This window comes from Kitasatospora sp. NPDC048662, from assembly GCF_055587065.1.
In genome coordinates this window covers 1-22,606 of sequence record NZ_JBVJHA010000002.1, presented here as the reverse complement: position 1 = coordinate 22,606, position 22,606 = coordinate 1, and the positions used below count along the sequence as shown (strand labels likewise).

Annotated in this window: 21 protein-coding genes; 14 read left to right on the top strand and 7 right to left on the bottom strand. The window is 70.8% G+C overall.

Annotation, left to right across the window (positions count from 1 at the left end; translation table 11 throughout):
* The first annotated feature begins 129 nt into the window (after window positions 1-129).
* The 6 genes from tsf to rlmN all read left to right on the top strand — a co-directional run bounded on the left by tsf (window position 130) and on the right by rlmN (window position 5,099).
* Complete coding sequence (gene tsf, locus ACZ6R9_RS06080; RefSeq protein WP_380488241.1) at window positions 130-969, top strand: translation elongation factor Ts; 840 nt, start codon at window positions 130-132, stop codon at window positions 967-969.
* 287 nt (window positions 970-1,256) lie between these two features.
* Window positions 1,257-2,012, top strand: a complete 756-nt coding sequence (gene pyrH / locus ACZ6R9_RS06075) for a UMP kinase (protein ID WP_465536862.1) — start codon at window positions 1,257-1,259, stop codon at window positions 2,010-2,012.
* An 81-nt stretch (window positions 2,013-2,093) separates the two neighbouring features.
* Window positions 2,094-2,651, top strand: coding sequence for a ribosome recycling factor (gene frr / locus ACZ6R9_RS06070; protein ID WP_380488239.1), 558 nt, complete (start codon window positions 2,094-2,096; stop codon window positions 2,649-2,651).
* Between the two features lie 142 nt (window positions 2,652-2,793).
* On the top strand, window positions 2,794-3,660 hold the full coding sequence (locus tag ACZ6R9_RS06065; protein WP_465536860.1) for a phosphatidate cytidylyltransferase: 867 nt from the start codon (window positions 2,794-2,796) through the stop codon (window positions 3,658-3,660).
* A gap of 98 nt (window positions 3,661-3,758) precedes the next feature.
* Window positions 3,759-3,947, top strand: coding sequence for a hypothetical protein (locus ACZ6R9_RS06060; protein ID WP_465536858.1), 189 nt, complete (start codon window positions 3,759-3,761; stop codon window positions 3,945-3,947).
* A 51-nt stretch (window positions 3,948-3,998) separates the two neighbouring features.
* Window positions 3,999-5,099 carry a dual-specificity RNA methyltransferase RlmN gene (rlmN, locus tag ACZ6R9_RS06055; protein WP_380488236.1) on the top strand — a complete coding sequence of 367 codons (1,101 nt, stop codon included), beginning with the start codon at window positions 3,999-4,001 and terminating at the stop codon, window positions 5,097-5,099.
* A gap of 74 nt (window positions 5,100-5,173) precedes the next feature.
* On the opposite strand, the gene ACZ6R9_RS06050 is transcribed toward rlmN, so the two are convergent.
* The 4 genes from ACZ6R9_RS06050 to ACZ6R9_RS06035 form a co-directional block, all read right to left on the bottom strand.
* Window positions 5,174-6,313, bottom strand: coding sequence for a hypothetical protein (locus ACZ6R9_RS06050; RefSeq protein WP_465536856.1), 1,140 nt, complete (start codon window positions 6,311-6,313; stop codon window positions 5,174-5,176).
* Between the two features lie 12 nt (window positions 6,314-6,325).
* Complete coding sequence (locus ACZ6R9_RS06045) at window positions 6,326-7,033, bottom strand: ABC transporter ATP-binding protein (RefSeq protein WP_465536854.1); 708 nt, start codon at window positions 7,031-7,033, stop codon at window positions 6,326-6,328.
* A 215-nt stretch (window positions 7,034-7,248) separates the two neighbouring features.
* On the bottom strand, window positions 7,249-8,643 hold the full coding sequence (locus tag ACZ6R9_RS06040) for an aspartate aminotransferase family protein (protein ID WP_380488233.1): 1,395 nt from the start codon (window positions 8,641-8,643) through the stop codon (window positions 7,249-7,251).
* The gene (locus ACZ6R9_RS06035) at window positions 8,640-9,113 is read right to left on the bottom strand and encodes an Lrp/AsnC family transcriptional regulator (protein WP_014138339.1); all 474 of its coding nucleotides are present in this window, start codon (window positions 9,111-9,113) and stop codon (window positions 8,640-8,642) included. Before ACZ6R9_RS06035 ends, ACZ6R9_RS06040 begins: the two co-directional genes overlap by 4 nt.
* 266 nt (window positions 9,114-9,379) lie before the next feature.
* Here ACZ6R9_RS06035 and ACZ6R9_RS06030 point away from each other — a divergent pair, with 266 nt between their 5' ends.
* From ACZ6R9_RS06030 to ACZ6R9_RS06010, 5 genes are all read left to right on the top strand, one after another.
* Window positions 9,380-10,825: a gamma-aminobutyraldehyde dehydrogenase gene (locus ACZ6R9_RS06030; protein WP_380488232.1), complete on the top strand. Its 1,446-nt coding sequence runs from the start codon at window positions 9,380-9,382 to the stop codon at window positions 10,823-10,825.
* Between the two features lie 126 nt (window positions 10,826-10,951).
* Window positions 10,952-12,310 (top strand): aspartate aminotransferase family protein, encoded by a 1,359-nt coding sequence (locus ACZ6R9_RS06025; RefSeq protein WP_380488231.1) that lies wholly within the window; start codon window positions 10,952-10,954, stop codon window positions 12,308-12,310.
* Between the two features lie 120 nt (window positions 12,311-12,430).
* Window positions 12,431-12,745, top strand: coding sequence for a WXG100 family type VII secretion target (locus ACZ6R9_RS06020; protein ID WP_465536851.1), 315 nt, complete (start codon window positions 12,431-12,433; stop codon window positions 12,743-12,745).
* On the top strand, window positions 12,742-13,770 hold the full coding sequence (locus tag ACZ6R9_RS06015) for a WXG100 family type VII secretion target (RefSeq protein WP_380488229.1): 1,029 nt from the start codon (window positions 12,742-12,744) through the stop codon (window positions 13,768-13,770). Before ACZ6R9_RS06020 ends, ACZ6R9_RS06015 begins: the two co-directional genes overlap by 4 nt.
* Window positions 13,767-14,387: a hypothetical protein gene (locus ACZ6R9_RS06010; RefSeq protein WP_380488228.1), complete on the top strand. Its 621-nt coding sequence runs from the start codon at window positions 13,767-13,769 to the stop codon at window positions 14,385-14,387. The genes ACZ6R9_RS06015 and ACZ6R9_RS06010 overlap by 4 nt, the downstream gene beginning before the upstream one ends.
* Before the next feature lie 26 nt (window positions 14,388-14,413).
* Here ACZ6R9_RS06010 and ACZ6R9_RS06005 read toward each other — a convergent pair whose 3' ends face one another.
* Window positions 14,414-16,060 (bottom strand): PucR family transcriptional regulator, encoded by a 1,647-nt coding sequence (locus ACZ6R9_RS06005; RefSeq protein ID WP_380488227.1) that lies wholly within the window; start codon window positions 16,058-16,060, stop codon window positions 14,414-14,416.
* A 196-nt stretch (window positions 16,061-16,256) separates the two neighbouring features.
* On the opposite strand from ACZ6R9_RS06005, the gene ACZ6R9_RS06000 reads away from it, so the two are divergent.
* The 3 genes from ACZ6R9_RS06000 to ACZ6R9_RS05990 all read left to right on the top strand — a co-directional run bounded on the left by ACZ6R9_RS06000 (window position 16,257) and on the right by ACZ6R9_RS05990 (window position 20,275).
* Window positions 16,257-17,771 carry a gamma-aminobutyraldehyde dehydrogenase gene (locus ACZ6R9_RS06000; RefSeq protein WP_380488226.1) on the top strand — a complete coding sequence of 505 codons (1,515 nt, stop codon included), beginning with the start codon at window positions 16,257-16,259 and terminating at the stop codon, window positions 17,769-17,771.
* An 82-nt stretch (window positions 17,772-17,853) separates the two neighbouring features.
* Entirely contained in the window at window positions 17,854-18,645 is a 792-nt protein-coding gene (locus ACZ6R9_RS05995) for a hypothetical protein (RefSeq protein WP_465536847.1), read from the top strand.
* Window positions 18,646-18,751: 106 nt separating this feature from the next.
* A complete protein-coding gene (locus ACZ6R9_RS05990; protein ID WP_380488224.1) occupies window positions 18,752-20,275 on the top strand; it encodes a CoA-acylating methylmalonate-semialdehyde dehydrogenase in 1,524 nt (507 codons plus the stop codon).
* 59 nt (window positions 20,276-20,334) lie between these two features.
* Here ACZ6R9_RS05990 and ACZ6R9_RS05985 read toward each other — a convergent pair whose 3' ends face one another.
* The gene (locus ACZ6R9_RS05985; protein WP_465536845.1) at window positions 20,335-20,976 is read right to left on the bottom strand and encodes a TetR/AcrR family transcriptional regulator; all 642 of its coding nucleotides are present in this window, start codon (window positions 20,974-20,976) and stop codon (window positions 20,335-20,337) included.
* Between the two features lie 41 nt (window positions 20,977-21,017).
* Complete coding sequence (locus ACZ6R9_RS05980) at window positions 21,018-21,761, bottom strand: DUF4166 domain-containing protein (RefSeq protein ID WP_465536843.1); 744 nt, start codon at window positions 21,759-21,761, stop codon at window positions 21,018-21,020.
* Between the last annotated feature and the right edge of the window lie 845 nt (window positions 21,762-22,606).

Here is a 22,606-nt window from a genome sequence, read left to right as displayed (position 1 = left end):
TACCACCAGGGTGAGGGGCACCGGCCGGGCTGAGCCGGTGGGTGCCCCTCTCTCCCGTGCCGGGGTACCGCATCCAGGACCCCGGCACTTTCCCACGCAGACACGCGAGACGTGAGAAGAGATCACACGATGGCGAACTTCACCGCCGCGGACGTCAAGAAGCTCCGTGAGCTCACCGGCGCCGGCATGATGGACTGCAAGAAGGCCCTGGACGAGGCCGAGGGCGACGTCCAGAAGGCCGTCGAGCTCCTGCGCATCAAGGGCCAGAAGGGCGTTGCCAAGCGCGAGGGCCGCGACGCCTCCAACGGCGCCGTCGCCGCGCTGATCGCCGAGGACAAGAAGTCCGGCGTTCTGGTCGAGCTGAACTGCGAGACCGACTTCGTCGCCAAGGGTGGCAAGTTCGTCGAGGTCGCCAACGCGATCGCCACGCACGTTGCCGCCACCTCCCCGGCCGACCTGGACGCCGCCCTGGCCTCCGAGATCAACCCGGGCCAGACCGTCCAGCAGTTCGTGGACGAGGCCAACGCGACCCTGGGCGAGAAGATCGTCTTCCGTCGCTTCGCGCAGTTCGACAACGACGGCTTCGTCGCGGTCTACATGCACAAGTCGGACCCGGACCTGCCGCCGACCATCGGTGTCCTCGTCGAGCTCGACCAGGAGAACGCCGAGACCGCCAAGGACGTCGCGCAGCACATCGCCGCCTTCGCGCCGAAGTACCTCTCCCGCGAGGAGATCCCGGCCGAGGAGCTCGAGAACGAGCGCCGCGTCGCCGAGGCCACCGCTCGCGAGGAGGGCAAGCCCGAGGCTGCCCTGCCGAAGATCGTCGAAGGCCGCGTCACCGGCTTCGTCAAGGAGAACGCCGTCCTGGAGCAGGCGTTCGCCAAGGACAACAAGAAGTCCGTCGCCAAGGTCCTCGACGAGGCCGGCGTCGCCCTCAAGCGCTTCGTTCGCTTCCGCGTCGGCGCCTGAGACCGTTCCGCGCAGTTCTTCCCGCCAGGACCGGCCCCGGGCCGGACATAAGGTAGGAGGAAAGGCCCGTCCGTAAGGGCGGAGGAACACGCCGACCACGCCCTCCAGCACCCCGTGAGGGCGGCGTCGGCACCATGAACGACGAGGAGGCCATTGCCGTGCAGGAGACCGTACCCGGTTCCCGCGGCAGTGGCCTCCTCGCGTATACACGGCACCGGGCCCGCACGCCCGGCGTCGTGAGTAGCACTTGCAGATCTGCTGACCAGCAGGCGGAGAAGGGAAAGTCCATGCAGGAGACGCAGGAGACCGCACCGGACGGCACCCGCCGCCGGGTACTGCTCAAGCTGTCCGGCGAGGCGTTCGCCGGCGGAGGCGGCCTCGGCGTCGACCCGGACGTGGTGCACGCCATCGCCCGTGAGATCGCCACGGTGGTGCGCGCGGGAACCGAGGTCGCCGTCGTGATCGGCGGTGGCAACTTCTTCCGCGGCGCCGAACTCCAGCAGCGCGGCATGGACCGGGCCCGCTCCGACTACATGGGCATGCTGGGCACCGTGATGAACTGCCTCGCCCTCCAGGACTTCCTGATCAAGGAAGGCATGGAGACCCGCGTGCAGACCGCCATCACGATGGGCCAGGTCGCCGAGCCGTACCTGCCGCTGCGCGCCATCCGGCACCTGGAGAAGGGTCGCGTGGTGATCTTCGGCGCGGGTATGGGCATGCCCTACTTCTCCACCGACACCACCGCTGTGCAGCGCGCCCTGGAGATCCACGCCGACGTCCTGCTGATGGGCAAGAACGGCGTCGACGGGGTCTACGACTCCGACCCGCGTTTCAACCCCGCCGCGGTCCGGTTCGACTCGCTGGACTACACCGAGGTGATCTCCCGCGACCTCAAGGTCGCCGACCTGACCGCGATCACCCTGTGCAAGGACAACGGCCTGCCGATCCTGGTCTTCGAGCTGCTCGCCGAGGGCAATATCGCCCGTGCGGTCAAGGGTGAGAAGATCGGCACACTCATCAGCGAGGACTCCGCCCAGGCCTAGGCGCCGGGGGCACTGAGTAGCAACAGCCGTCCGGGGCACCGGTACGGGACAACAGCAGATGAACCGGACAGGGAGCACACAGTGATTGACGAGACCCTCCTCGAGGCCGAGGAAAAGATGGAGAAGGCCGTCGCGGTCGCCAAGGACGACCTCGCCGCCATCCGCACCGGCCGCGCGCACCCGGCGATGTTCGCCAAGATCGTCGCGGAGTACTACGGCGCCCTGACGCCGATCAACCAGCTGGCCTCGTTCTCCGTGCCGGAGCCGCGGATGGCCATGGTCACGCCGTTCGACAAGACCGCGCTGAAGGCCATCGAGACCGCGATCCGCGACTCGGACCTGGGCGTCAACCCGTCGAACGACGGCTCCGTCATCCGGGTGGTGCTCCCGCAGCTCACCGAGGAGCGCCGCCGCGAGTACATCAAGCAGGCCCGCGGCAAGGGTGAGGACGCCAAGGTCTCGGTCCGCGCCGTCCGCCGCAAGGCGAAGGACGCGATCGACAAGCTGGTCAAGGACAAGGAGATCGGCGAGGACGACGGCCGCCGCGGCGAGAAGGAGCTCGACGACCTGACCGCCAAGTTCGTGGCGCAGATCGACGAGCTGCTCAAGCACAAGGAAGCCGAGCTGCTGGAGGTCTGACCCCAGACCCCCGCGCGTACGCCCCGGACCGGCGGCCCGTCCGCCCGGCCCGGGGCGCGGCTCGACCCGGGCCGGCACCAAACGGGTCACTCGCGGCGGCCTCCGGCATGGCACAGGGGGCGGCGCGGCACAGACTCAGTTCATGCCCCCCGCCCAGGAGACCTCCGTGGCCCAGACCGACCAGCAGCCCCGCAAGCCGCGCGGCGGCCGCAACCTGCCCGCCGCGATAGGTGTGGGAGTCGGCCTCGGGGCGGTGATCGCGGCCTCGCTGTTCGTGGTCAAGGCGGTCTTCATGGTGGTGGTGGCCGCTGCCGTCGCCGTCGGCATCCGGGAGCTCACCAGCCGCCTCGCCGAGCGCAAGGACATTCACGTCCCGCAGATCCCGCTGCTGGTCGGCGGCGTCGGCATGGTGGTGGCCGGCTACTTCGAGGGCGGCCAGTGGGCCGCCGCGATCCTGGCACTCACCGGCCTGGCGATGATGGTCGCCCGGATGTCCACGCCGCCGGAGAACTACCTGCGCGACATAACGGCCGGCGTGTTCACCGCGTTCTACGTGCCGTTCCTGGCGACCTTCGTCGCGCTGATGCTGTCCGCCGACGACGGCGCCTGGCGGATCCTGCTGTTCCTGGTCGTCACGATCTGCTCGGACACCGGCGCGTACGCCGTCGGCTACAAGTTCGGACGCACCAAGCTCGCCCCGACCATCAGCCCCGGCAAGACCCGCGAGGGTCTGGCGGGTGGGATCGGCCTGTCGATGATCGCCGGCGCACTGCTGACGCACTTCCTGATCGACGGCGGCGCCTGGTGGCAGGGCCTGATCCTGGGCGGCTGCGCGGCCGTCACCGCGACCCTCGGCGACCTCGCCGAATCCATGATCAAGCGCGACCTCGGCATCAAGGACATGGGCACCCTGCTCCCCGGTCATGGCGGCATCATGGACCGCCTGGACTCGCTGCTCCCGACCGCCCCGGTGGTCTGGCTGCTGCTCACGGTCTTCGTCGGCAACTGACGGGCGCGACCGCCACGGCCCCCGGGTGTCCGGGGGCCGTTTTTCGGTTGTGCCCACAGTCTCGTCCCGGTACCGTCCGCTGCGGCTGAGGGGGCGCGATGAGCAGACGGCGGTACGTGGCGCGCGGCGTCCCGGGCGGGTACCGGATCTGGGACCACCGATCGCGGCGGTGGTGGGGCGACCTGTACGAACTGTGCCCGGACGAGCTGGTGGCGGGCCTGAACGCCGGAGTCGACCACCCGACCCTGACGGCGCTGCTCAGGCGGCATCGAGCAGCGAAGAGGTAGCGAAGAGGTGGCGGCGGGGCGGGGTCCGCGGTCTGCGACACTGGATGAACCATGCCTAAGCCCGGAGAACTGACCTTTGTCGCGCCGCGTGGCGCCAAGCCCCCGCGACACCTTGCCGACCTCAGCCCTGCCGAGCGCAAGGAGGCCGTCGCCGAGCTGGGCGAACAGCCGTTCCGCGCGAAGCAGCTGTCGAACCACTACTTCGGCCGGATGTCGAACGACCCGGAGAGCTGGACGGACATCCCGGCGGCCAGCCGGGGCAAGCTGACCGAGGCGCTGCTGCCCGAGCTGATGTCGGTGGTGCGGCACGTGTCGTGCGACGACGACGCGACCCGCAAGACGCTGTGGAAGCTCTTCGACGGAACGCTGGTCGAGTCGGTGCTGATGCGGTACCCGGACCGGGTGACGATGTGCATCAGCTCGCAGGCCGGCTGCGGCATGAACTGCCCGTTCTGCGCGACCGGCCAGGCCGGGCTGACCCGGAACCTGTCGACCGCCGAGATCGTCGAGCAGATCGCCGCGGGCATGCGCGACCTGAAGTCCGGGACGGTGCCCGGCGGCGAGGCCCGGCTGTCGAACGTGGTGTTCATGGGCATGGGCGAGCCGCTGGCGAACTACAACCGGGTGCTGTCGGCGATCCGCCGCCTCACCGACCCGGCGCCGGACGGCTTCGGGCTCTCCCAGCGCGGCATCACGGTCTCCACGGTCGGCCTGGTCCCGGCCATGCACCGGTTCGCCGACGAGGGCCTGAGCTGCCGTCTGGCGCTGTCGCTGCACGCCCCGGACGACGAGCTGCGCGACGAGCTGGTCCCGGTGAACACCCGGTGGAAGGTCGCCGAGGTGCTGGACGCCGCGTGGAACTACGCGGAGAAGTCGGGCCGCCGGGTGTCGATCGAGTACGCGCTGATCAAGGACATCAACGACCAGGCGTGGCGGGCGGACCTGCTCGGCCGGCTGATCAAGAACCAGCGGGTGCACGTGAACCTGATCCCGCTCAACCCGACGCCCGGTTCGAAGTGGACGGCCTCCCGCCCGGAGGACGAGCGGGAGTTCGTCCGCCGCCTGCAGGCGCACGGCGTGCCGACCACCGTCCGCGACACCCGCGGTCAGGAGATCGACGGCGCCTGCGGTCAGCTGGCCGCGGCGGGCTGAGGCCTCAGCAGCACGAACGCCCCGGTGGTTTCCCGTTCAGGGAGAACCGCCGGGGCGTTCCGCGTTCGTGGGCGCTATGGCAGCGGGCAGAGCGCCAGCGTCAGTCCGCCGGTCACCAGCAGGACGGTGCCGGCGGCGAGGGCGCGCAGGGCGAGGGTGCCGGTGAGCAGGCCGGGCGGGGTGCCGAGGCGGTCCAGGGTGGCGAGGGTGGGGCGGCGGTCGGCGCGCAGTTCCAGCAGGCGGGCGGCGAGGGCGGCGACGGCGCAGGCCAGGATCAGCAGGCCCTCGACCAGGGTGAGCGTGGGGGCCTCGGCGTCGGCGCGGGCCCACTCGCGACCGGCGACCAGCAGCAGCGCGGCGATGGTGGTGAGCACGGCCAGCGGCGTGCCGAGGCGGGGTGCCTGGGCGGTGAGCGCGCGGCCGGCCAGCAGGCGCAGCGGTGCGGGCCGGTGGATCACCATCAGCCGTCCGGCGAGGGCGAGCAGCGGGCCGGTCCACAGGGCGAGCGCGAGGGCGGCGAGCGTCCAGCCGGCCAGCAGGGCGGGGCTGGTGGCGGGCAGGCCGCCGGGCAGGTGCAGGGTGCGTTCGGCGTCGGTGGCGCCGGGCCGCAGTCCGTACAGTTCGAGGCCGATGCCGGCGAGCAGCACGGGGCCGGGCAGGGTGAGCCGCCGGGCGCTCCAGCGGGCCGGGGCGGGCTCGGCGGGGTGGCCGGGCAGGGTGTCGGGGAAGCGGACGGCGCAGGCCGCGGCGACTCCGGCGACCAGCGTGGGGACGGCGAGCAGGGTGACGGGCGCGGCGGTGGGCAGCGGGATGCCCATGCCGATGTCGGCGGCGAGCGAGGGGCCGGCGATGTCGTTGCGCAGCACCAGGAAGAGCACCAGCGTGAGGCCGGAGCCGAGGGCGCAGGCGAGGGCGATCTCGCCGGCGATCAGCAGCCGGATCCGGCGGGGGCCGGCGCCGGCGGCGGTGAGGCCGGTGATCCGCTCGGGGTGCTGGGCGGGGACGGCGCGGGCGGCGACGGCGGCGAACCAGGCGACGGCGGCCAGCGGGGGCAGGCACCACAGCAGCCGGTCGGCGCCGCCGGTGGGTTCGGCCAGGGCCCGGCCGAGCGCGCGCAGCAGGAAGGCGGCGACCACGGCGGCGGCGACTGCGGTGAGCAGCCAGCGGACCAGGTCGAGGGCGCGGTAGCCGCGGGCGAGTCCGAGGTAGTACACGTCGAGGCCCTCTCAGCGCCCGGCGGGGACGGCGGCGGGTTCGGTCGCGATCCGGCCGTCGATCAGGTGGACGTTGCGGTCGGCGTAGCGGGCGAGTTCCGGGTCGTGGGTGGCGAGCACCAGCGTCAGGTGGTGGGAGCGGGTGGCGCTGGTCAGTATCCGCAGCACCTGTTCGCGGGCGTCGTGGTGCAGTGGCGCGGTGGGGTCGTCGGCGAAGACCACGGGCGGTTCGGGGGCGAGGGCCCGGGCGACGGCGATCCGTTGGCGGATGTCCTGCGGAAGGTCGGCGGGCCGGAGCTTGGCGCAGCCGGCGACGTCGAGGCGGTCGAGCCATTCAACGGCGGCGCGGTGGGCGGCCCGGTGGCCGGCGCCGGCCAGCAGCAGGGGCAGGGCGACGTTCTCACGGGCCGTCAGTTCCGGTACCAGGTGCGGTTCGGGGCCGACCCAGCCGAAGCGTTCGCGGCGCAGCCGTTCGCGTCCGGCCCGGCCGAGGGTGTGCACGGGGGAGCTGTGGAACCAGACCTCGCCCTCGTCGACCGGGAGTTGCGCGGACAGGCAGCCGAGCAGGGTGGACTTGCCGGAACCGCGCGGGCCGGTGACGGCGAGCATCTCGCCCTCGCGGACGCGGAGGGAGACGCCGCGCAGTGCGGGGGTGCCGTAGTGGGACTTGACGATCCCTCGGGCCCAGAGCACGTCGTTGTCGGGCGGGGCCGCTGACATGTGATCCATCCAGGTGCCGACGGGGATATGACAGTCGTCAGATTAGAACGATCGGACGGTGGCGCGGGTGCGCCGCACTGGTCCGAACGGGGGCGAATCGGTGCGAAAGCGGCGTGTTGGTCGCAGATTCGGTTCCGGATACGCCGAAGGGCGGTCCCGACGGTGAGGAGTCGGGGCCGCCCTTCGGTGGAGGGTGGGGAAGAAAGCTCAGGTGATCAGATCTTCGCCCACGCGTCGGTCAGGCTGGTCCGCAGGATCTGCTCGATCTCGTCGAAGGTCTTCTGGTCCGAGATCAGCGGCGGGGCCAGCTGGATGACCGGGTCGCCACGGTCGTCGGCGCGGCAGTACAGGCCGTTGTCGAACAGGGCCTTGGACAGGAAGCCGTACAGGACGCGCTCGACCTCTTCGTCGTTGAACGACTCCTTGGTGACCTTGTCCTTGACGAGCTCGATGCCGTAGAAGTAGCCGTTACCGCGAACGTCGCCGACGATCGGCAGGTCGCGCAGCTTGTTCAGGGTGCCCAGGAACGCGGCCTCGTTGTCGAGGACGTGCTGGTTCAGGCCCTCGCGCTCGAAGATGTCGAGGTTGGCCAGCGCCACCGCGGAGGACACCGGGTGGCCACCGAAGGTGTAGCCGTGCAGGAAGGTGTTGTCACCCTTGTAGAACGGCTCGGCCAGGCGGTCCGAGATGATCGTGGCGCCGATCGGGGAGTAACCCGAGGTCATGCCCTTGGCGCAGGTGATCATGTCGGGCTGGTAGTTGAACTTCTCGGCGCCGAACATGGTGCCCAGGCGGCCGAAGGCGCAGATGACCTCGTCCGAGACCAGCAGCACGTCGTGGCGGTCGCAGATCTCGCGCAGGCGCTGGAAGTATCCGGGCGGCGGCGGGAAGCAGCCACCGGCGTTCTGCACCGGCTCGACGAAGACGGCGGCGACGGTCTCGGGGCCCTCGAAGAGGATGGCCTGCTCGACCTCGTCGGCGGCCCAGCGGCCGTAGGCCTCCGGGTCGACGGTGCCGTCGGGGCCCGCCAGGAAGGACGGGGCGCGGTAGATGTTGGTGTTCGGGGCCTTGTGGGTGCCCGGAACCAGCGGCTCGAACGGGGCCTTCAGGCCCGGCAGGCCGGTGATCGACAGGGCGCCCTGCGGGGTGCCGTGGTAGGCGACCGCGCGGGAGATGACCTTGTACTTGGTCGGCTTGCCGGTCAGCTTGAAGTACTGCTTGGCAAGCTTCCACGCGGTCTCGACGGCCTCGCCGCCACCGGTGGAGAAGAAGACCTTGTTCAGGTCGCCCGGGGCGTAGTTGGCCAGGCGCTCGGCCAGCTCGACGGCCTTCGGGTGGGCGTAGCTCCACACCGGGAAGAAGGCGAGCTCCTTGGCCTGCTTGGCAGCGGCCTCGGCCAGCTCCTCGCGGCCGTGGCCGGCCTGGACGACGAACAGGCCGGCGAGCCCGTCGAGGTACTTGCGCCCCTTGTCGTCCCAGACGTAGGTGCCCTCGCCCCGGACGATCGTCGGCACGGGGGAGTTCTCGTACGACGACATGCGGGTGAAGTGCATCCACAGGTGGTCGTAGGCGGTCTTGGAAAGGTCCTTCTGCGCCGGCTCGGCTGTCATCGGGTGCCCCAGGTGTAGGTCTGTTTCCGGAGCTTCAGGTAAACGAAGCTCTCGGTGCTCCGCACGCCGGGAAGCGAGCGGATGCGCTTGTTGATCAGTTCGAGGAGGTGCTCGTCGTCCTCGCACACCAGCTCTGCGAGGAGATCGAACGAGCCTGCGGTGCAGACCACGTAGTCGACCTCGTCGAACGCGGCCAGCGCGTCCGCGACCGGCTCGATGTCGCCCTCGACCCGGATGCCCACCATCGCCTGGCGGGTGAAGCCGACGGTGAGGGGATCGGTCACGGCGACGATCTGCATCACGCCCTGGTCGAGCAGCTTCTGGACGCGCTGCCGAACGGCCGCCTCGGACAGGCCGACGGCCTTGCCGATGGCGGCGTACGGACGGCGCCCGTCCTCCTGGAGCTGCTCGATGATCGCCTTGGAGGCGGCGTCGAGGGGAACGCTGGCGTTCCGGTCACGGTTGGCCACGCCGACACTGTGCCCCACGGGCGAAGGATTCGCAAGCGGCAGTGCTGCTGATTTCGTCGTCGTTTTGGTGATCAAGAACGGAATGCGTGGCGGTTCGGGCAGGGTCCTGTCGATTCCGGCAGTGTCGGAGGTAGTCTGGCCACGTACACGCGCGAGCGTGCACACCGCCGATCGTGGCTTGTCGCTGACACGCTGTGTCTGCCCCGGCGCGGAGTAATCTGGCGCCCGGGGATGCAACGAGGCAGGCCCAGACCGAGGAGAGACCCGTGAGCGAGCTTCGTACGCTGCGCAACTACATCAACGGTGAGTTCGTCGACGCGGCGGACGGCCGCACTCTCGACATCGTCGACCCGACCACGGGCGAGGTGTACGCGACCTCCCCGCTGTCCGGTGCCTCCGACGTCGACGCCGCGATGGCCTCCGCGGCCGCCGCCTTCCCGATCTGGCGGGACTCCACCCCGTCCACCCGGCAGAAGCTGCTGCTCAAGATCGCCGACGCGGTCGAGTCCCGGGCCGACGAGATCGTCGACGCCGAGGTCCGCAACACCGGCAAGCCGCGCGCGCTGACCCTCTCCGAGGAGATCGGCCCGATGGTCGACCAGCTGCGCTTCTTCGCCGGCGCCGCCCGCCTGCTGGAGGGCAAGGCCGCGGGCGAGTACATGGACGGGATGACCTCGATCATCCGCCGCGAGCCGGTCGGTGTCTGCGCGCAGGTCGCGCCGTGGAACTACCCGATGATGATGGCCGTGTGGAAGTTCGCCCCGGCGATCGCCGCGGGCAACGCCGTGGTGCTCAAGCCGTCCGACACCACCCCCGCCTCCACCGTGCTGCTGGCCGAGATCATCGGCGGCGTGCTGAAGGACATGGAGCTGCCGGCCGGCATCTTCAACGTGATCTGCGGCGACCGTGAGACCGGCCGCCTGATGGTCGAGCACCGCACCCCGGCGATGGCCTCCATCACCGGCTCGGTCCGGGCCGGCATGCAGGTCGCCGAGTCGGCCGCGAAGGACGTCAAGCGGGTTCACCTGGAGCTCGGCGGCAAGGCCCCCGTGGTGGTCTTCGAGGACGCCGACATCGCCGAGGCCGTCGAGGGCATCTCGGTCGCCGGCTACTTCAACGCCGGCCAGGACTGCACCGCCGCCACCCGCGTGCTGGTGCACGAGTCGATCCACGACGCGTTCGTCGAGGCGCTCGCCAAGGCCGCCAACGACACCAAGACCGGTGGCGTGGACGACGAGGACGTGCTCTACGGCCCGCTCAACAACGCCAACCAGCTGAAGCAGGTCACCGGCTTCATCGAGCGCCTGCCCGCGCACGCCAAGGTCGAGGCCGGCGGCCACCGGGTCGGCGAGGTCGGCTACTTCTACGCGCCGACCGTGGTCTCCGGCCTGAAGCAGGACGACGAGATCATCCAGAACGAGGTCTTCGGCCCGGTCATCACCGTGCAGAAGTTCACCGACGAGGAGCAGGCCGTCGACTACGCGAACGGTGTCGAGTTCGCGCTCGCCTCCTCGGTGTGGACCAAGGACCACGCCCGCGCGATGCGGATGTCCCGCCGTCTGGACTTCGGCGCGGTGTGGATCAACACCCACATCCCGCTGGTCGCCGAGATGCCGCACGGTGGCTTCAAGAAGTCCGGCTACGGCAAGGACCTGTCCTCGTACGGCTTCGAGGACTACACCCGGATCAAGCACGTCATGACGGCCATCTGATCACACTGAGCCGGTAGGGGCGCGAGGAGACTGTTCCTCGCGCCCCTTCACGTTGTCAGGGTGCGACACGAGCTCCGTGACACGATGCAGCTGCCCCGGCCGGGAGTCGCTCCCTACGCTGGGCGCATGAGCACTCCCACCGCTGACTCGGTCGCCGGGCAGGCCGTCAAGGCCGCCGACCGCGCGCACGTCTTCCACTCGTGGTCCGCCCAGGCACTGATCGACCCCCTCGCGGTGGCCGGCGCCGAGGGCTCCTACTTCTGGGACTACGACGGCAACCGCTACCTGGACTTCTCCTCGCAGCTGGTGAACACCAACATCGGCCACCAGCACCCGAAGGTGGTCGCCGCGATCCAGGCGAAGGCCGCCCAGCTGTGCACCATCGCCCCGGGCTTCGCCGAGGAGTCGCGCAGCGAGGCCGCCCGGCTGATCGCCGAGCGCACCCCCGGCGACCTGGACAAGATCTTCTTCACCAACGGCGGCGCCGAGGCGAACGAGAACGCGATCCGGATGGCCCGGCTGCACACCGGCCGTCACAAGGTGCTCTCCACCTACCGCTCGTACCACGGCGCCACCGCCAACGCGATCGCGCTGACCGGCGACCCGCGCCGCTGGGCGAACGAGGCCGGCGTCTCCGGCATCGTGCACTTCTGGGGCCCGTACGCCTACCGCTCGAACTTCCATGCCGAGAACGAGGCGCAGGAGTGCGAGCGTGCGCTCGCGCACCTGGAGCAGACCCTCGCGTTCGAGGGCCCCGGCACCGTCGCGGCGATCATCCTGGAGACCGTCGTCGGCACCGCCGGCATCCTGGTGCCGCCGGCCGGCTACCTGGCGGGCGTGCGGGAGATCTGCGACAAGTACGGGATCGTGTTCATCCTGGACGAGGTGATGGCCGGGTTCGGCCGCACCGGCGAGTGGTTCGCCGCCGACCACTGGGGCATCACCCCCGACCTGCTGACCTTCGCCAAGGGCGTCAACTCCGGCTACCTGCCGCTCGGTGGCGTGGCGATCTCCGGCGCGATCGCCGAGACCTTCGCGCAGAAGGTGTTCCCCGGCGGCCTCACCTACTCCGGCCACCCGCTGGCCTGCGCCTCCGCCGTGGCCACGATCAACGCGATGGCCGAGGAGGGCATCGTGGAGAACGCCAAGCACATCGGCGAGAACGTGCTCGGCCCCGGCCTGCGCGAGCTGGCGGAGCGTCACCCGTCGATCGGCGAGGTCCGTGGCCTCGGCGTGTTCTGGGCGCTCGACCTGGTGAAGAACCGCGAGACCCGCGAGCCGCTGGTGCCCTACAACGCGGCCGGCGCCGACAACGCCCCGATGGCACAGCTCGCCGCGGCCTGCAAGCAGCGCGGCCTGTGGCCGTTCATCAACATGAACCGCTTCCACGTGGTCCCGCCGTGCAACATCAGCGAGGAGGACGCCAAGACCGGCCTCGCCGTGCTGGACGAGGTGCTCACCCTCGCGGACGCGCACACGGTCTGACGGTACGTCGGCGAAGGAGGTCCCCGGGCGGCCGCCCGGGGGCCTTCGTGCTGTCAGCAGCACAGCACGCGGGGTTATGTACGATGATCGGCTGAATCTTGGCGCGATCTTGGGGATGTCATGGGGGAACAGGGCTTTCAGGTCCATCCGGAACAACTGGAGGGCTACGGGCAGTTGATTCGCGAGCAGGTCGCCCGGGTGGAGGCGGTGCGGTCCCGGCTGGCCGCGGTGCCGCTGGTGTCCCGCGACTTCGGCAAGCTGCCCGACGCCGACGAGCTCTACGAGGCATTCCGGGAGCACGCCCAGGCCGAGGAGCAGAACTTCGGGGACCTGGCGGAACTGCTGGACGGCGCCGGGGAGGCGCTGCAGTCGGTGGCGGGCAACTACCGGGACCTCGACCACGAAATCGCCGCCGGACTGGGGGGCCACCGATGAGCACCCTCGCGTTCAGCGACTTCAGCCAGGTCGGCGAGGCCTACAAGTGGACCCGGGACCAGGTCGACGCGCTCACCGCGCCACTGCCCGACCTGAGCAACCCGGTGAGCGACGGGCTGGACGCGGGGCTCGACCACATCGTCAAGGCCGCCCTGGACGCCACCGGCATGATGGAGGCGCTGGAGAAGGTCACCGGCAACCTGGCCAAGCTGACCGCCGCCGCCCAGGAGTGGCAGAACCAGGCCAAGGAGATGCACGCCATCGCCGCGGACCTGCGGGGCGGGGCCGCGCCGCTGTCCGACGGCTGGCAGGGCGCCGCCTCCGACTCCTTCGGCACCTACATGGGCCAGGTGGTCGAGGGCATCGACGCGACCGCCAAGGACATGGAGCAGGTCGCGCAGATCATCAGCCAGGCCGCCGCCGAGTGCAAGCTCGCCGAGGACCTGATCATCGGCATCATCCGGGAGGCGATCGAGACCCTGATCGTCAGCCTGGCCGCGATGGTGATCATCGACATCGTCACCGTCGGGCTCGCCACCATCGTGGACGCCCTGGTGGTGGAGGCGGAGATCGCGATCTACATCGCGCGGGTCGAACGGGTCTCGGTCAAACTCGCCGACGCGCTGCGCGACATGATGAAGGCCGTCCGGGAACTGCGCACCGTCAACCGCACCTGGAAGGGCTTCAAGGACGCCAAGGCCGCGGCCAAGGTCGTCCGCAAGATCGGCAAGAAGCCGTGGAAGGCCGGCCTGGGCGTGATCAAGAACCCCGAGAACCTGGCGCTGGAAGAGCGCCTGGTGCAGGCGGGCGTGCAGATCGGCGTCAAGCAGGTGTTCTCCCCGATCAAGGGCGGCACCAAGGCGGTGATCGGCGCCGGCATCGGCGCGGGCGACTACGGCGGCCTGCTCGGCGACACCTTCCGCGACGACAACAACGTCGACACCGTCACCGCCGCGCTGAACGGCCCCGGCCACCAGCAGCCCTACCGGGTGCCGCGGACCCGCATCGAGGAGGCCTTCGGATGAGCCAGTACCACCACCCCTACGGCGCCCCGTCGTTCCCCGGCGCGGTCCAGCACGGCGGCGAGCACCTGCCGAAGATCGCCCACCTGCTGGCCCCCGGCGAGCAGGTGCGCGGCATCGTGGACACCGACCTCTGCGACCTGATCCGCCGCCCCCCGCGCCGCTACCGCAAGGCGCACTCCGGGGGTGTCGCCGAAGCCGGGCTCGGCTGTCTGTACGTGCTGGTCAGCTTCAGCGAGTTCCTCACCGACCTGGTGGAGGACTGCACCTGGGGCGTGATCCGCACCTTCCGCCGGCTCTTCCGCGGCCGCGGCCTGACCGGCGGCTGGCAGAGCCAGGCCGGAGGGTTCGTCGTCGCGGTGCGCTCCGCCGACGGCAACTACGAGAACGACGACGTGCTGATGGTCTTCACCGACCGGCGGATCCTGCTGGCCGGCAGCGGCGTCAGCCGCACCCTGCGGGCGCTCGGCGAGCTGCCCTACGCCCATCTGGTCCGGGTCGAGCCCCGGCACACCTGGCTCTCCAACCGCGCCGACCTGCACTTCGCGGACGGCTCGAAGGCCGCGCTGGAGATCACCGAGAAGGAGCTCAACCCGCTGGTCGCCCTCGGCCCGCGCTGACCGCAGAGTGCGCCGCCGACATCGCGTCAGCGGCGCACCGCGTCCAGGGCCAGCAGCGCGACGTGCAGGGACAGGCAGGACTCGACCTGGTCGAGGTCGACGCCGAGGATGCGTTCGACCTTGTGGAGGCGGTCGTAGAAGGACGGGCGGGACAGGTGGGCGGCGTCGGCCGCGGCGGACTTGTTGCGGCCCTGTTCCAGGTAGATCCGCAGCATCTGCACCAACTGGCCGCCGTGTTCGGCGTCGTGGGCGAGCAGCGGGCCGAGTTCGCGTTCGACGTAGGTCTGCAGGCGTTCGTCGTCGCGCAGCAGGTGGAGCAGGCCGCGCAGGCGGACGTCGGGGAGGCGGTAGTAGGCGGCGCGGCTGCCGGGGGCGTCGTGCAGGGCCGCGTCGGCGACCTGGGTGGCCTCCAGCAGGGCGCGGCGGGCGTCGCGGACCGAGCCCACCGAGGAGCCGACCGCTATCACCGGCTCGGCGGCCGCGCCGTCCCGGCCGGCCTCCGTGGACAGCCGGCGCAGCGCCGCGGCGAAGGACTCCAGCGAGGTGTGCTCGTCCTGCTGCGAGCCCAGTGCGATCAAGGCGCCCACGCCTTCGTCGTCCAGCGCGCCGACCAGGGCGGAGAGCCGGGCGGAGCGGATCGCGGTGGCGGCCAGCTCGGTGAAGTCGCGCAGTCGGGCCTGCGCCTCCAGGGCTGCGGGGAGCGGGCCCTGACGCTGCCTCAGTACCACGCCGACCAGCCGGCGGCCCTCCAGCGGGACGCCGAGCGCCTGGGCGCGCAGCGAGACCTCGGAGACGGTGAGCGCGTGGGTGAGGATGCCCGACAGCAGGGTGCGATGGGTCTGCCGCTCCAGCGACTCGCGGTCGCGGACCACCAGGCGGTTCAGCGCGAGGGTGGCCGCGCCGCGCTCCAGCAGCATCGCGTGCCGGTGCGGGACGTCCGGGGGGAGCGGCGCCGGTTCGTCGACCAGCACCAGCCGGCCCCAGTCCTGGCCGCGCGCGCCGACGGTGGTGACCAGCCAGCCCGAGCGCGGGTCGTAGCCGGTGCGGCCGGGCGGGTTGACGCCGCGCGAGCGGTGCTCCCAGTTCTCCAGCAGCTCCTGCTCGCCGCGCCCCGCCGTGTCGTGCGCCAGCACCTGGTGCGCCAGGTTCTCCAGCACCACCGGCGCGCCCGCCATCCGGCCGACCTGCCGGACCACCTCGGAGGGCTCCGCGCCCTCGGTGGCCAGCTCGTTGAACACCTGGTGCACCGCCTCGGACACCCGCAGCTGCTCCAGCTGCGCGTTCACCACCAGCGCGTGCACCGCCTCGGTCACCGCGACGAACTTCAGCTCCCGGCGCAGCACCACCAGCGGCAGGTTGTGCCGCTCGGCGGCGGCCACCAGCGCCCGCGGCAGCGAGTCGAAGTAGCGCCGGCCGAACTCGATCACCAGCCCGGCCACCCCGACCTCGGCCAGCTCCCGCACGTACCGGGCCAGGCCGTCCCGGTCCTCCGGGAGCGCGATGCCGGTGGACAGCACCAGCTCGCCGCCGTGCAGCAGGCCCGCCAGGTCCGGCAGCTCGCTGACGTGCACCCAGCGCACCGGCCGCTCCAGCGCGGAGGCGCCGGCCACCACCTGGGGCAGGCCGCGCCGCATCACGTCGAGATCGAGCACGCGGGCGACGGTGGGCAGCATCGCGGACACCTCCAGGGGGTTTCAGGGTGTCAAGTGAATCACGTCTTTCCGCGACGCCCTGTCGCCCTGTCGGGTGCCCGGACGAAGCCTTGCAGCGTGTAAGGACCGTCGAGAGGGCCGTTGCTGAGTGACGCTTGCCGCGGGCACCCGAATCGAGGCATCGTCGGCCGGGTCGAGTAGGCAATGGAGGCAACTCATGGACCTGACCAGCTTCAACGACGGTGCGCAGTACATCGCGGGCCGCCTGACCCGGGGCTCGGGCGGCGAGCCGTTCAGCGTGGTCAACCCCGCCGACGGCAGCACCGTCCAGCAGGTCGAGCTCGCCGGCACCGCCGACGTCGACGCCGCGGTCGCGGCCGCGCGGGCCGCGCTGCCCGAGTGGTCCGGCGCCACCCCCGGCGCCCGCTCCGAGGCGCTGAACCGGCTGGCCGGCATCCTGAGCGAGCGGGCCGGCCAGTTCGCCCGGGTGGAGACCGCGCAGACCGGCAAGCCGATCAAGCTGTCCACCGAGTTCGACGTCCCCGGCACCATCGACAACACCGCGTTCTTCGCCGGCGCCGCCCGCAACCTCGAAGGCAAGGCCGCCGGCGAGTACAGCGGCGACCACACCTCGTACGTGCGCCGCGAGGCGATCGGCGTGGTCGGCAGCATCGCCCCGTGGAACTACCCGCTGCAGATGGCCGCCTGGAAGATCCTCCCGGCCGTCGCGGCCGGCAACACCATCGTCCTCAAGCCCGCCGAGATCACCCCGCTGACCTCGCTGATGTTCGCCCAGGCCTGCACCGACGCCGGCATCCCCGACGGCGTCGTCAACGTCGTCACCGGCGCCGGACGCACCGCCGGCGAGCACCTGATCGGCCACCCCGGCGTCGCCATGGTGTCCTTCACCGGCTCCACCGCCGTCGGCAAGCGGGTCGCCGAGATCGCCACCGCCACCGTCAAGCGCACCCACCTCGAACTCGGCGGCAAGGCCCCGTTCGTGGTCTTCGACGACGCCGACCTGGACGCCGCCGTGCACGGCGCCGTCGCCGGCTCACTGATCAACAGCGGCCAGGACTGCACCGCCGCCACCCGCGCCTACGTCCAGCGCCCGCTGTACGACGCCTTCGTGGCCGGCGTCGCCGAGCTGTACGCCGCGATCCGCCTCGGCGACCCGATGAACCCGCAGACCGACCTGGGCCCGCTGGTCTCCTTCACCCACCGCGACCGCGTCGCCGGCTTCGTCGAACGCGCCCGCTCCTACGCCACCGTGGTCACCGGCGGCCCCGCCGACGGCAAGGGCCACGACGGCACCGACCTCACCCTCGGCGCCTACTACCGCCCCACCCTGATCACCGGCGCCACCCAGGACAGCGAGGTCGTCCAGGGCGAGATCTTCGGCCCCGTGCTCGTCGTGCTGCCCTTCGACAGCGACGAGGAGGGCCTGCGACTCGCCAACGACACCCCCTACGGCCTGGCCGCCTCCGCCTGGACCCGCGACATCCACCGCTCGCTGCGCGCCACCCGCGAGATCGCCGCCGGCTGCGTCTGGGTGAACGACCACATCCCGATCATCAGCGAGATGCCGCACGGCGGATACAAGGCCTCCGGGTACGGCAAGGACATGTCGCAGTACTCGCTGGACGAGTACACCCAGGTCAAGCACGTCATGTTCGACACCACCGCGGTCGCCCGCAAGGACTGGCACCGCACCATCTTCGGCGACCGCTGACCCCGCGCCGGCGCAGGTGCGCGACACCTCCGCGCACCTGCGCCGCCCGCGCTCGCCCTGCCGGGCGGCCCACACTGTCCCCATGGACACCAGCACCGCCGACCCCGGGCCACCCACCCTGGACCCGCACGCCGACCGCACCCGGCTGCTCACCGACGCCCAGCCGTACTGCCTGCAGCACGCCCTCGCACTGGCCGGAGCCGACGCGCTCCGCCTGCACGGCCTGCCCGTCCGCCTGCACGGCACCGACCCGCTGCTGGTCTGCGCCGGCGGCCCGCCACTCGCCGACCTCGCCACCGGACTCGCCGAAACCCTGCGCGCCGCCGGTCACCACGTCGAGGACGCCCCCGGCACCGCCCGCCGCCACCAACTCGCCGTCACCGCAGGCCACACCGCCGGCCTCGGGCTCCCCGGCCCGGCCCGGCCCGCGCTCGGCATCGAACTCCGGCGCGAACCGCTGCGCCACCCGCCCGTGCTGCCCGAGCGCGCCCCGCTCCCGGTCGCCGCACTGGAGGACACCGCCGCACTCGCCGTCCTCACCCTCTGCGAACGCGCCCTGCCCACCGACCTGTTCGCCCTGCACGCCCTCACCGCCCGGCTGCGCGAAGGCCAACTCCTCGCCCTGGCAGGAGCGTTCGACGAGGAATTCACCCCCGGGACGCTCGCCGACCGGCTGGAGAGCGCCGCCGCGCTGCTCCCGTCCGGCGCCGCCGACACCCGGCAGTGGGCCGAGACCTGGGCCCAGGACCTGCGGCTCGACCTGCTGGAGACCACCGAACTCGCCGACGGCCTGCACGATCCCTATCTGGACGCCGCGGAGGCCGCCGACGACAGATCGGACCAGGATCCCGGCGACGCTTCCGACGACCTGTAAGGGTGAATCGCGCTTCCCCGTCAGGGTGCTCGTTGAGCGGGCCAGGTGCGCGGAGCAGACTGGACAACGAGCGCGGGACATCCGTGGACAGTCGGAGGCAGAGACCTTGAGCAAGCACATCACGCACTGGATCGGCGGCCAGTCCGTCGCCACCGCCGGAACCGCGCCCCGCCGCGGCGACATCTTCGACCCGGCCACCGGCCAGACCACCGGCCAGGTCGACTTCGCCGAGATCGCCGAGGTCGACCAGGCGGTCGCCGCGGCCGCCCAGGCCTTCACCACCTGGCGCAAGGCGTCCATCGCCAAGCGCACCCAGGTGCTCTTCAACTTCCGCGAGCTGTTCAACGCCCGCAAGGACGAACTCGCCGCGATCATCGTCTCCGAGCACGGCAAGGTGCACTCCGACGCCCTCGGCGAGATCGCCCGCGGCCAGGAAGTCGTCGAGTACGCCTGCGGCATCCCGCAGCTGATCAAGGGCGGCTTCACCGAGCAGGCCTCCACCGGCGTGGACGTCTACTCGATCCGCCAGCCGCTCGGCCCGGTCGCCATCATCTCGCCGTTCAACTTCCCGGCCATGGTGCCGATGTGGTTCTTCCCGATCGCCATCGCGGCCGGCAACACGGTCGTCCTCAAGCCGTCCGAGAAGGACCCGTCCGCCGCCAACTTCATCGCCGCCCTGTGGAAGGAAGCCGGCCTCCCCGACGGCGTCTTCAACGTCGTGCACGGCGACAAGGTCGCGGTCGACCGCCTGCTGGAGCACCCCGACATCAAGTCGGTCTCCTTCGTCGGCTCCACCCCCATCGCCCGCTACGTGTACGAGACCGGCACCCGCTACGGCAAGCGCGTGCAGGCCCTCGGCGGCGCCAAGAACCACATGCTGGTGCTCCCCGACGCCGACCTCGACCTGGCCGCCGACGCCGCCATCAACGCCGGCTTCGGCGCGGCCGGCGAGCGCTGCATGGCCGTCTCCGTGCTGGTCGCCGTCGACCCGATCGGCGACGAGCTGGTCGCCAAGATCAAGGAGCGGATGGCCACCCTCAAGGTCGGCCCCGGCTGCAACGGCGACTCCGAGATGGGCCCGCTGGTCACCGGCCAGCACCGCGACAAGGTCACCTCCTACGTCGAGTCCGGCGTCGCCGACGGTGCCGAACTCGCCGTTGACGGCCGCAAGCACGCCATCACCGGCGAGGACGCCTCCGGTGCCCCCACCACCGACGGCTTCTGGCTCGGCCCCACCCTGTTCGACCACGTCAAGCCGGGCATGTCCGTCTACAACGACGAGATCTTCGGCCCGATCCTGTCGATCGTCCGGGTCCCCTCCTACGATGAGGGCCTGGAACTGATCAACAACAACCCGTACGGCAACGGCACCGCCATCTTCACCAACGACGGCGGCGCGGCCCGGCGCTTCCAGAACGAGGTCGAGGTCGGCATGGTCGGCATCAACGTGCCGATCCCCGTCCCCGTCGCCTACTACTCGTTCGGCGGCTGGAAGGCCTCGCTGTTCGGCGACAGCCACGCCTACGGCGCCGACGGCGTCCAGTTCTTCACCCGCGGCAAGGCCGTCACCCAGCGCTGGCTCGACCCCTCGCACGGTGGCATCAACCTCGGCTTCCCCACCAACAGCTGAGAACGCACGGTGATTCGAACGGCTGGCCCCCTGCCCGGGGCCGGCCGTTCGGCGTTCCGCTACTCCGCGCCGTTGTTCCTCACCTGCCGGCGCACCGTCGCCCGCACCGCCCGCGACACCACCGGGCCGAGACCGTCCACCACCTCGACCAGCACCCCCAGCTGGTCCAGCGCCCCGAACGCCCCCGCCGCGCCCGCCGGATCCACGCCCTCGTACAGCTCCAGACCGACGAACCCGGCCGTCACCGCCTGCGCCAGCCCCTTCAGGTCGAGGAACTCCGCCAGCGGATGCCCGGCGAACAGCCGGACCAGGACGGCCTCGATCTCCACCGTCCACAACTGCAGCGCTTCGGCCGTCACCTTCGCGAGCTGCGGATAACCCGTCGCCCCCGCCAGGAACTGCCCCAGCAGCGCGACGTTCCCCTCCTCCTGCTCCCGCGCGTGCAGCTCCCGGCCGACCATCAGCAACTCGCGCAGCGACCCCACCTCCGCGAACCGCTCGCGGTAACGCCCCAGCCGCAGACCCGTCTCGCGCAGCGCCGCCGCCGTGAGCAGCCCCTCCACCGTCTTGAAGTGGTAGAACACCAGCGCCTGACTGGCCCCGATCTCCGCGGCGATGGTCCGCGCCGACACCCCCGCGATCCCCTGCCGCTTGAGCGCACTGATCGCCGCATCCATCAACCGCTCACGTGTGTCGCTCATGCGCCGCAGCGTAGCCGCCGGTGATTGTGCGGGCGCAGGCGCTACATCCGGAAACACTCGCGCACCGGACGGACATGACGCGGAACGCCCTCCGCCCCCACCTGCGGGTACTCCACCGTGAACCACCCCTGGTAGCCCAGCACCAGCCCCACCAGCGGATTGCTCACCCGCACCTTGATCCGGAACCGCCCTGCCTCGTCGTCGAACCACTCGTGCAACTCCGCCCGCCCCGTCAGCAACTCCGGCACCACCGGCGCCCCAACGAGCGACGCCACCCGCTGCGCCGCCGAAGAGATCACCAACCCGCCGCGCGTCGACACCCCCAGCCGCAGATCCACCGCCAGCTGCTGATGCGTCCCCAGATAGTCGAGCACCGTCCTCGGCCGGCCGGGCGCCGCGACCATCGTCGCGTCGAACCGCCGCGGCCGGGTGAACTGGAACGTCCGCACGAAGGTCACCGTCTCCCGGCCGAACCCGTCCCGGTACGCGTAATTGGCGATCGTGAACGGTATGTGCCGCCCCTGGTCCGGAAACAGGATGTTGCGGCGCGCCCCCACGCTGAGAAACGGCACCAGCAGCCGCGAACCCCGCTCGACCCGATCCATCCGCCCGGTTCCGATGCAGGCGATCCCGTCCGCACTGGAGAAACCGAACCGGCGCTGAAGTTTCGGATGCAGGCGCTCGAAGTCCGCGCCGAGCGCTGCGTGGAAGATCGAACGGGTGGGAGTCGCGGCGGCGGGGGAGCCGGCCGGGTCGGGGACGGTGATGGTGTCGGTGGCGGTCATGGCTGCTCCAAGGTGATCGCGCCGAGGTTCCCGCCTGATCTGGTCTGGCAGGGGGTTCCGTGGCTCTGGCTTGTCGAGGGGCGGGCGGACGGCGCGGACGGGCGGGGCGCCGGAGGGTGGGGCGGACGGCAGATGTCCGACAGCTCCACAGATCGGCTTGGTCGGGTGCCGCCCCTGACCAGGCATGGATGTCCCCCGCCGCGAGTTTGAGCGATCGCTCAACGCTTGGCGCGGTCATCATGGCAGAGGTTTGAGCGACTGCTCAAGAGTCGCCGCCGTTGGGTGATGGCAAGGCGGGGGAAGGGGGGCGTTTGCGCCTGGGGCGGATCCGGCGTAGTGTTCACTGGTCGCTCGGCAGGGAGCACCGGACACGCATCTGTGTGGACGGTCCCGGGGCGGCCAATCCTTGAGAACCATTCGGTTGATCCGTGACGGGTCGCGTCCTTTCGCGTCTCCGTTCGTATTTGCTGTGCGCGTTTTCGGAGATTGCGGCGGATTCGCTTTCCGGAGCAGGGATCGGCTAGAGTTTGAAACGTCGGACGGGCCGTCAGGTCGGGAAGACGAAAGCGAGTCGGACTGAATGAAACTCCGGGAAACGGAGCGGAAAACATCTGATAAGCTGGAAACACGAAAGAACGAAGCGCCCGGAGGGCAGGTCGGAAGGCCGCCTGAAGGAAGTGTCCGTTCCTTGAGAACTCAACAGCGTGCCAAAAGTCAACGCCAGATATGTTGACATCCCCGGCCAGCCGGTATCGGTTGGTTGGAGATTCCTTTATGAAGTAACACTAGCGAGGACGCAGTGCGCAGGACCGCCATATTCCGGTGGTTGCTGTGCCGCTCTTTCG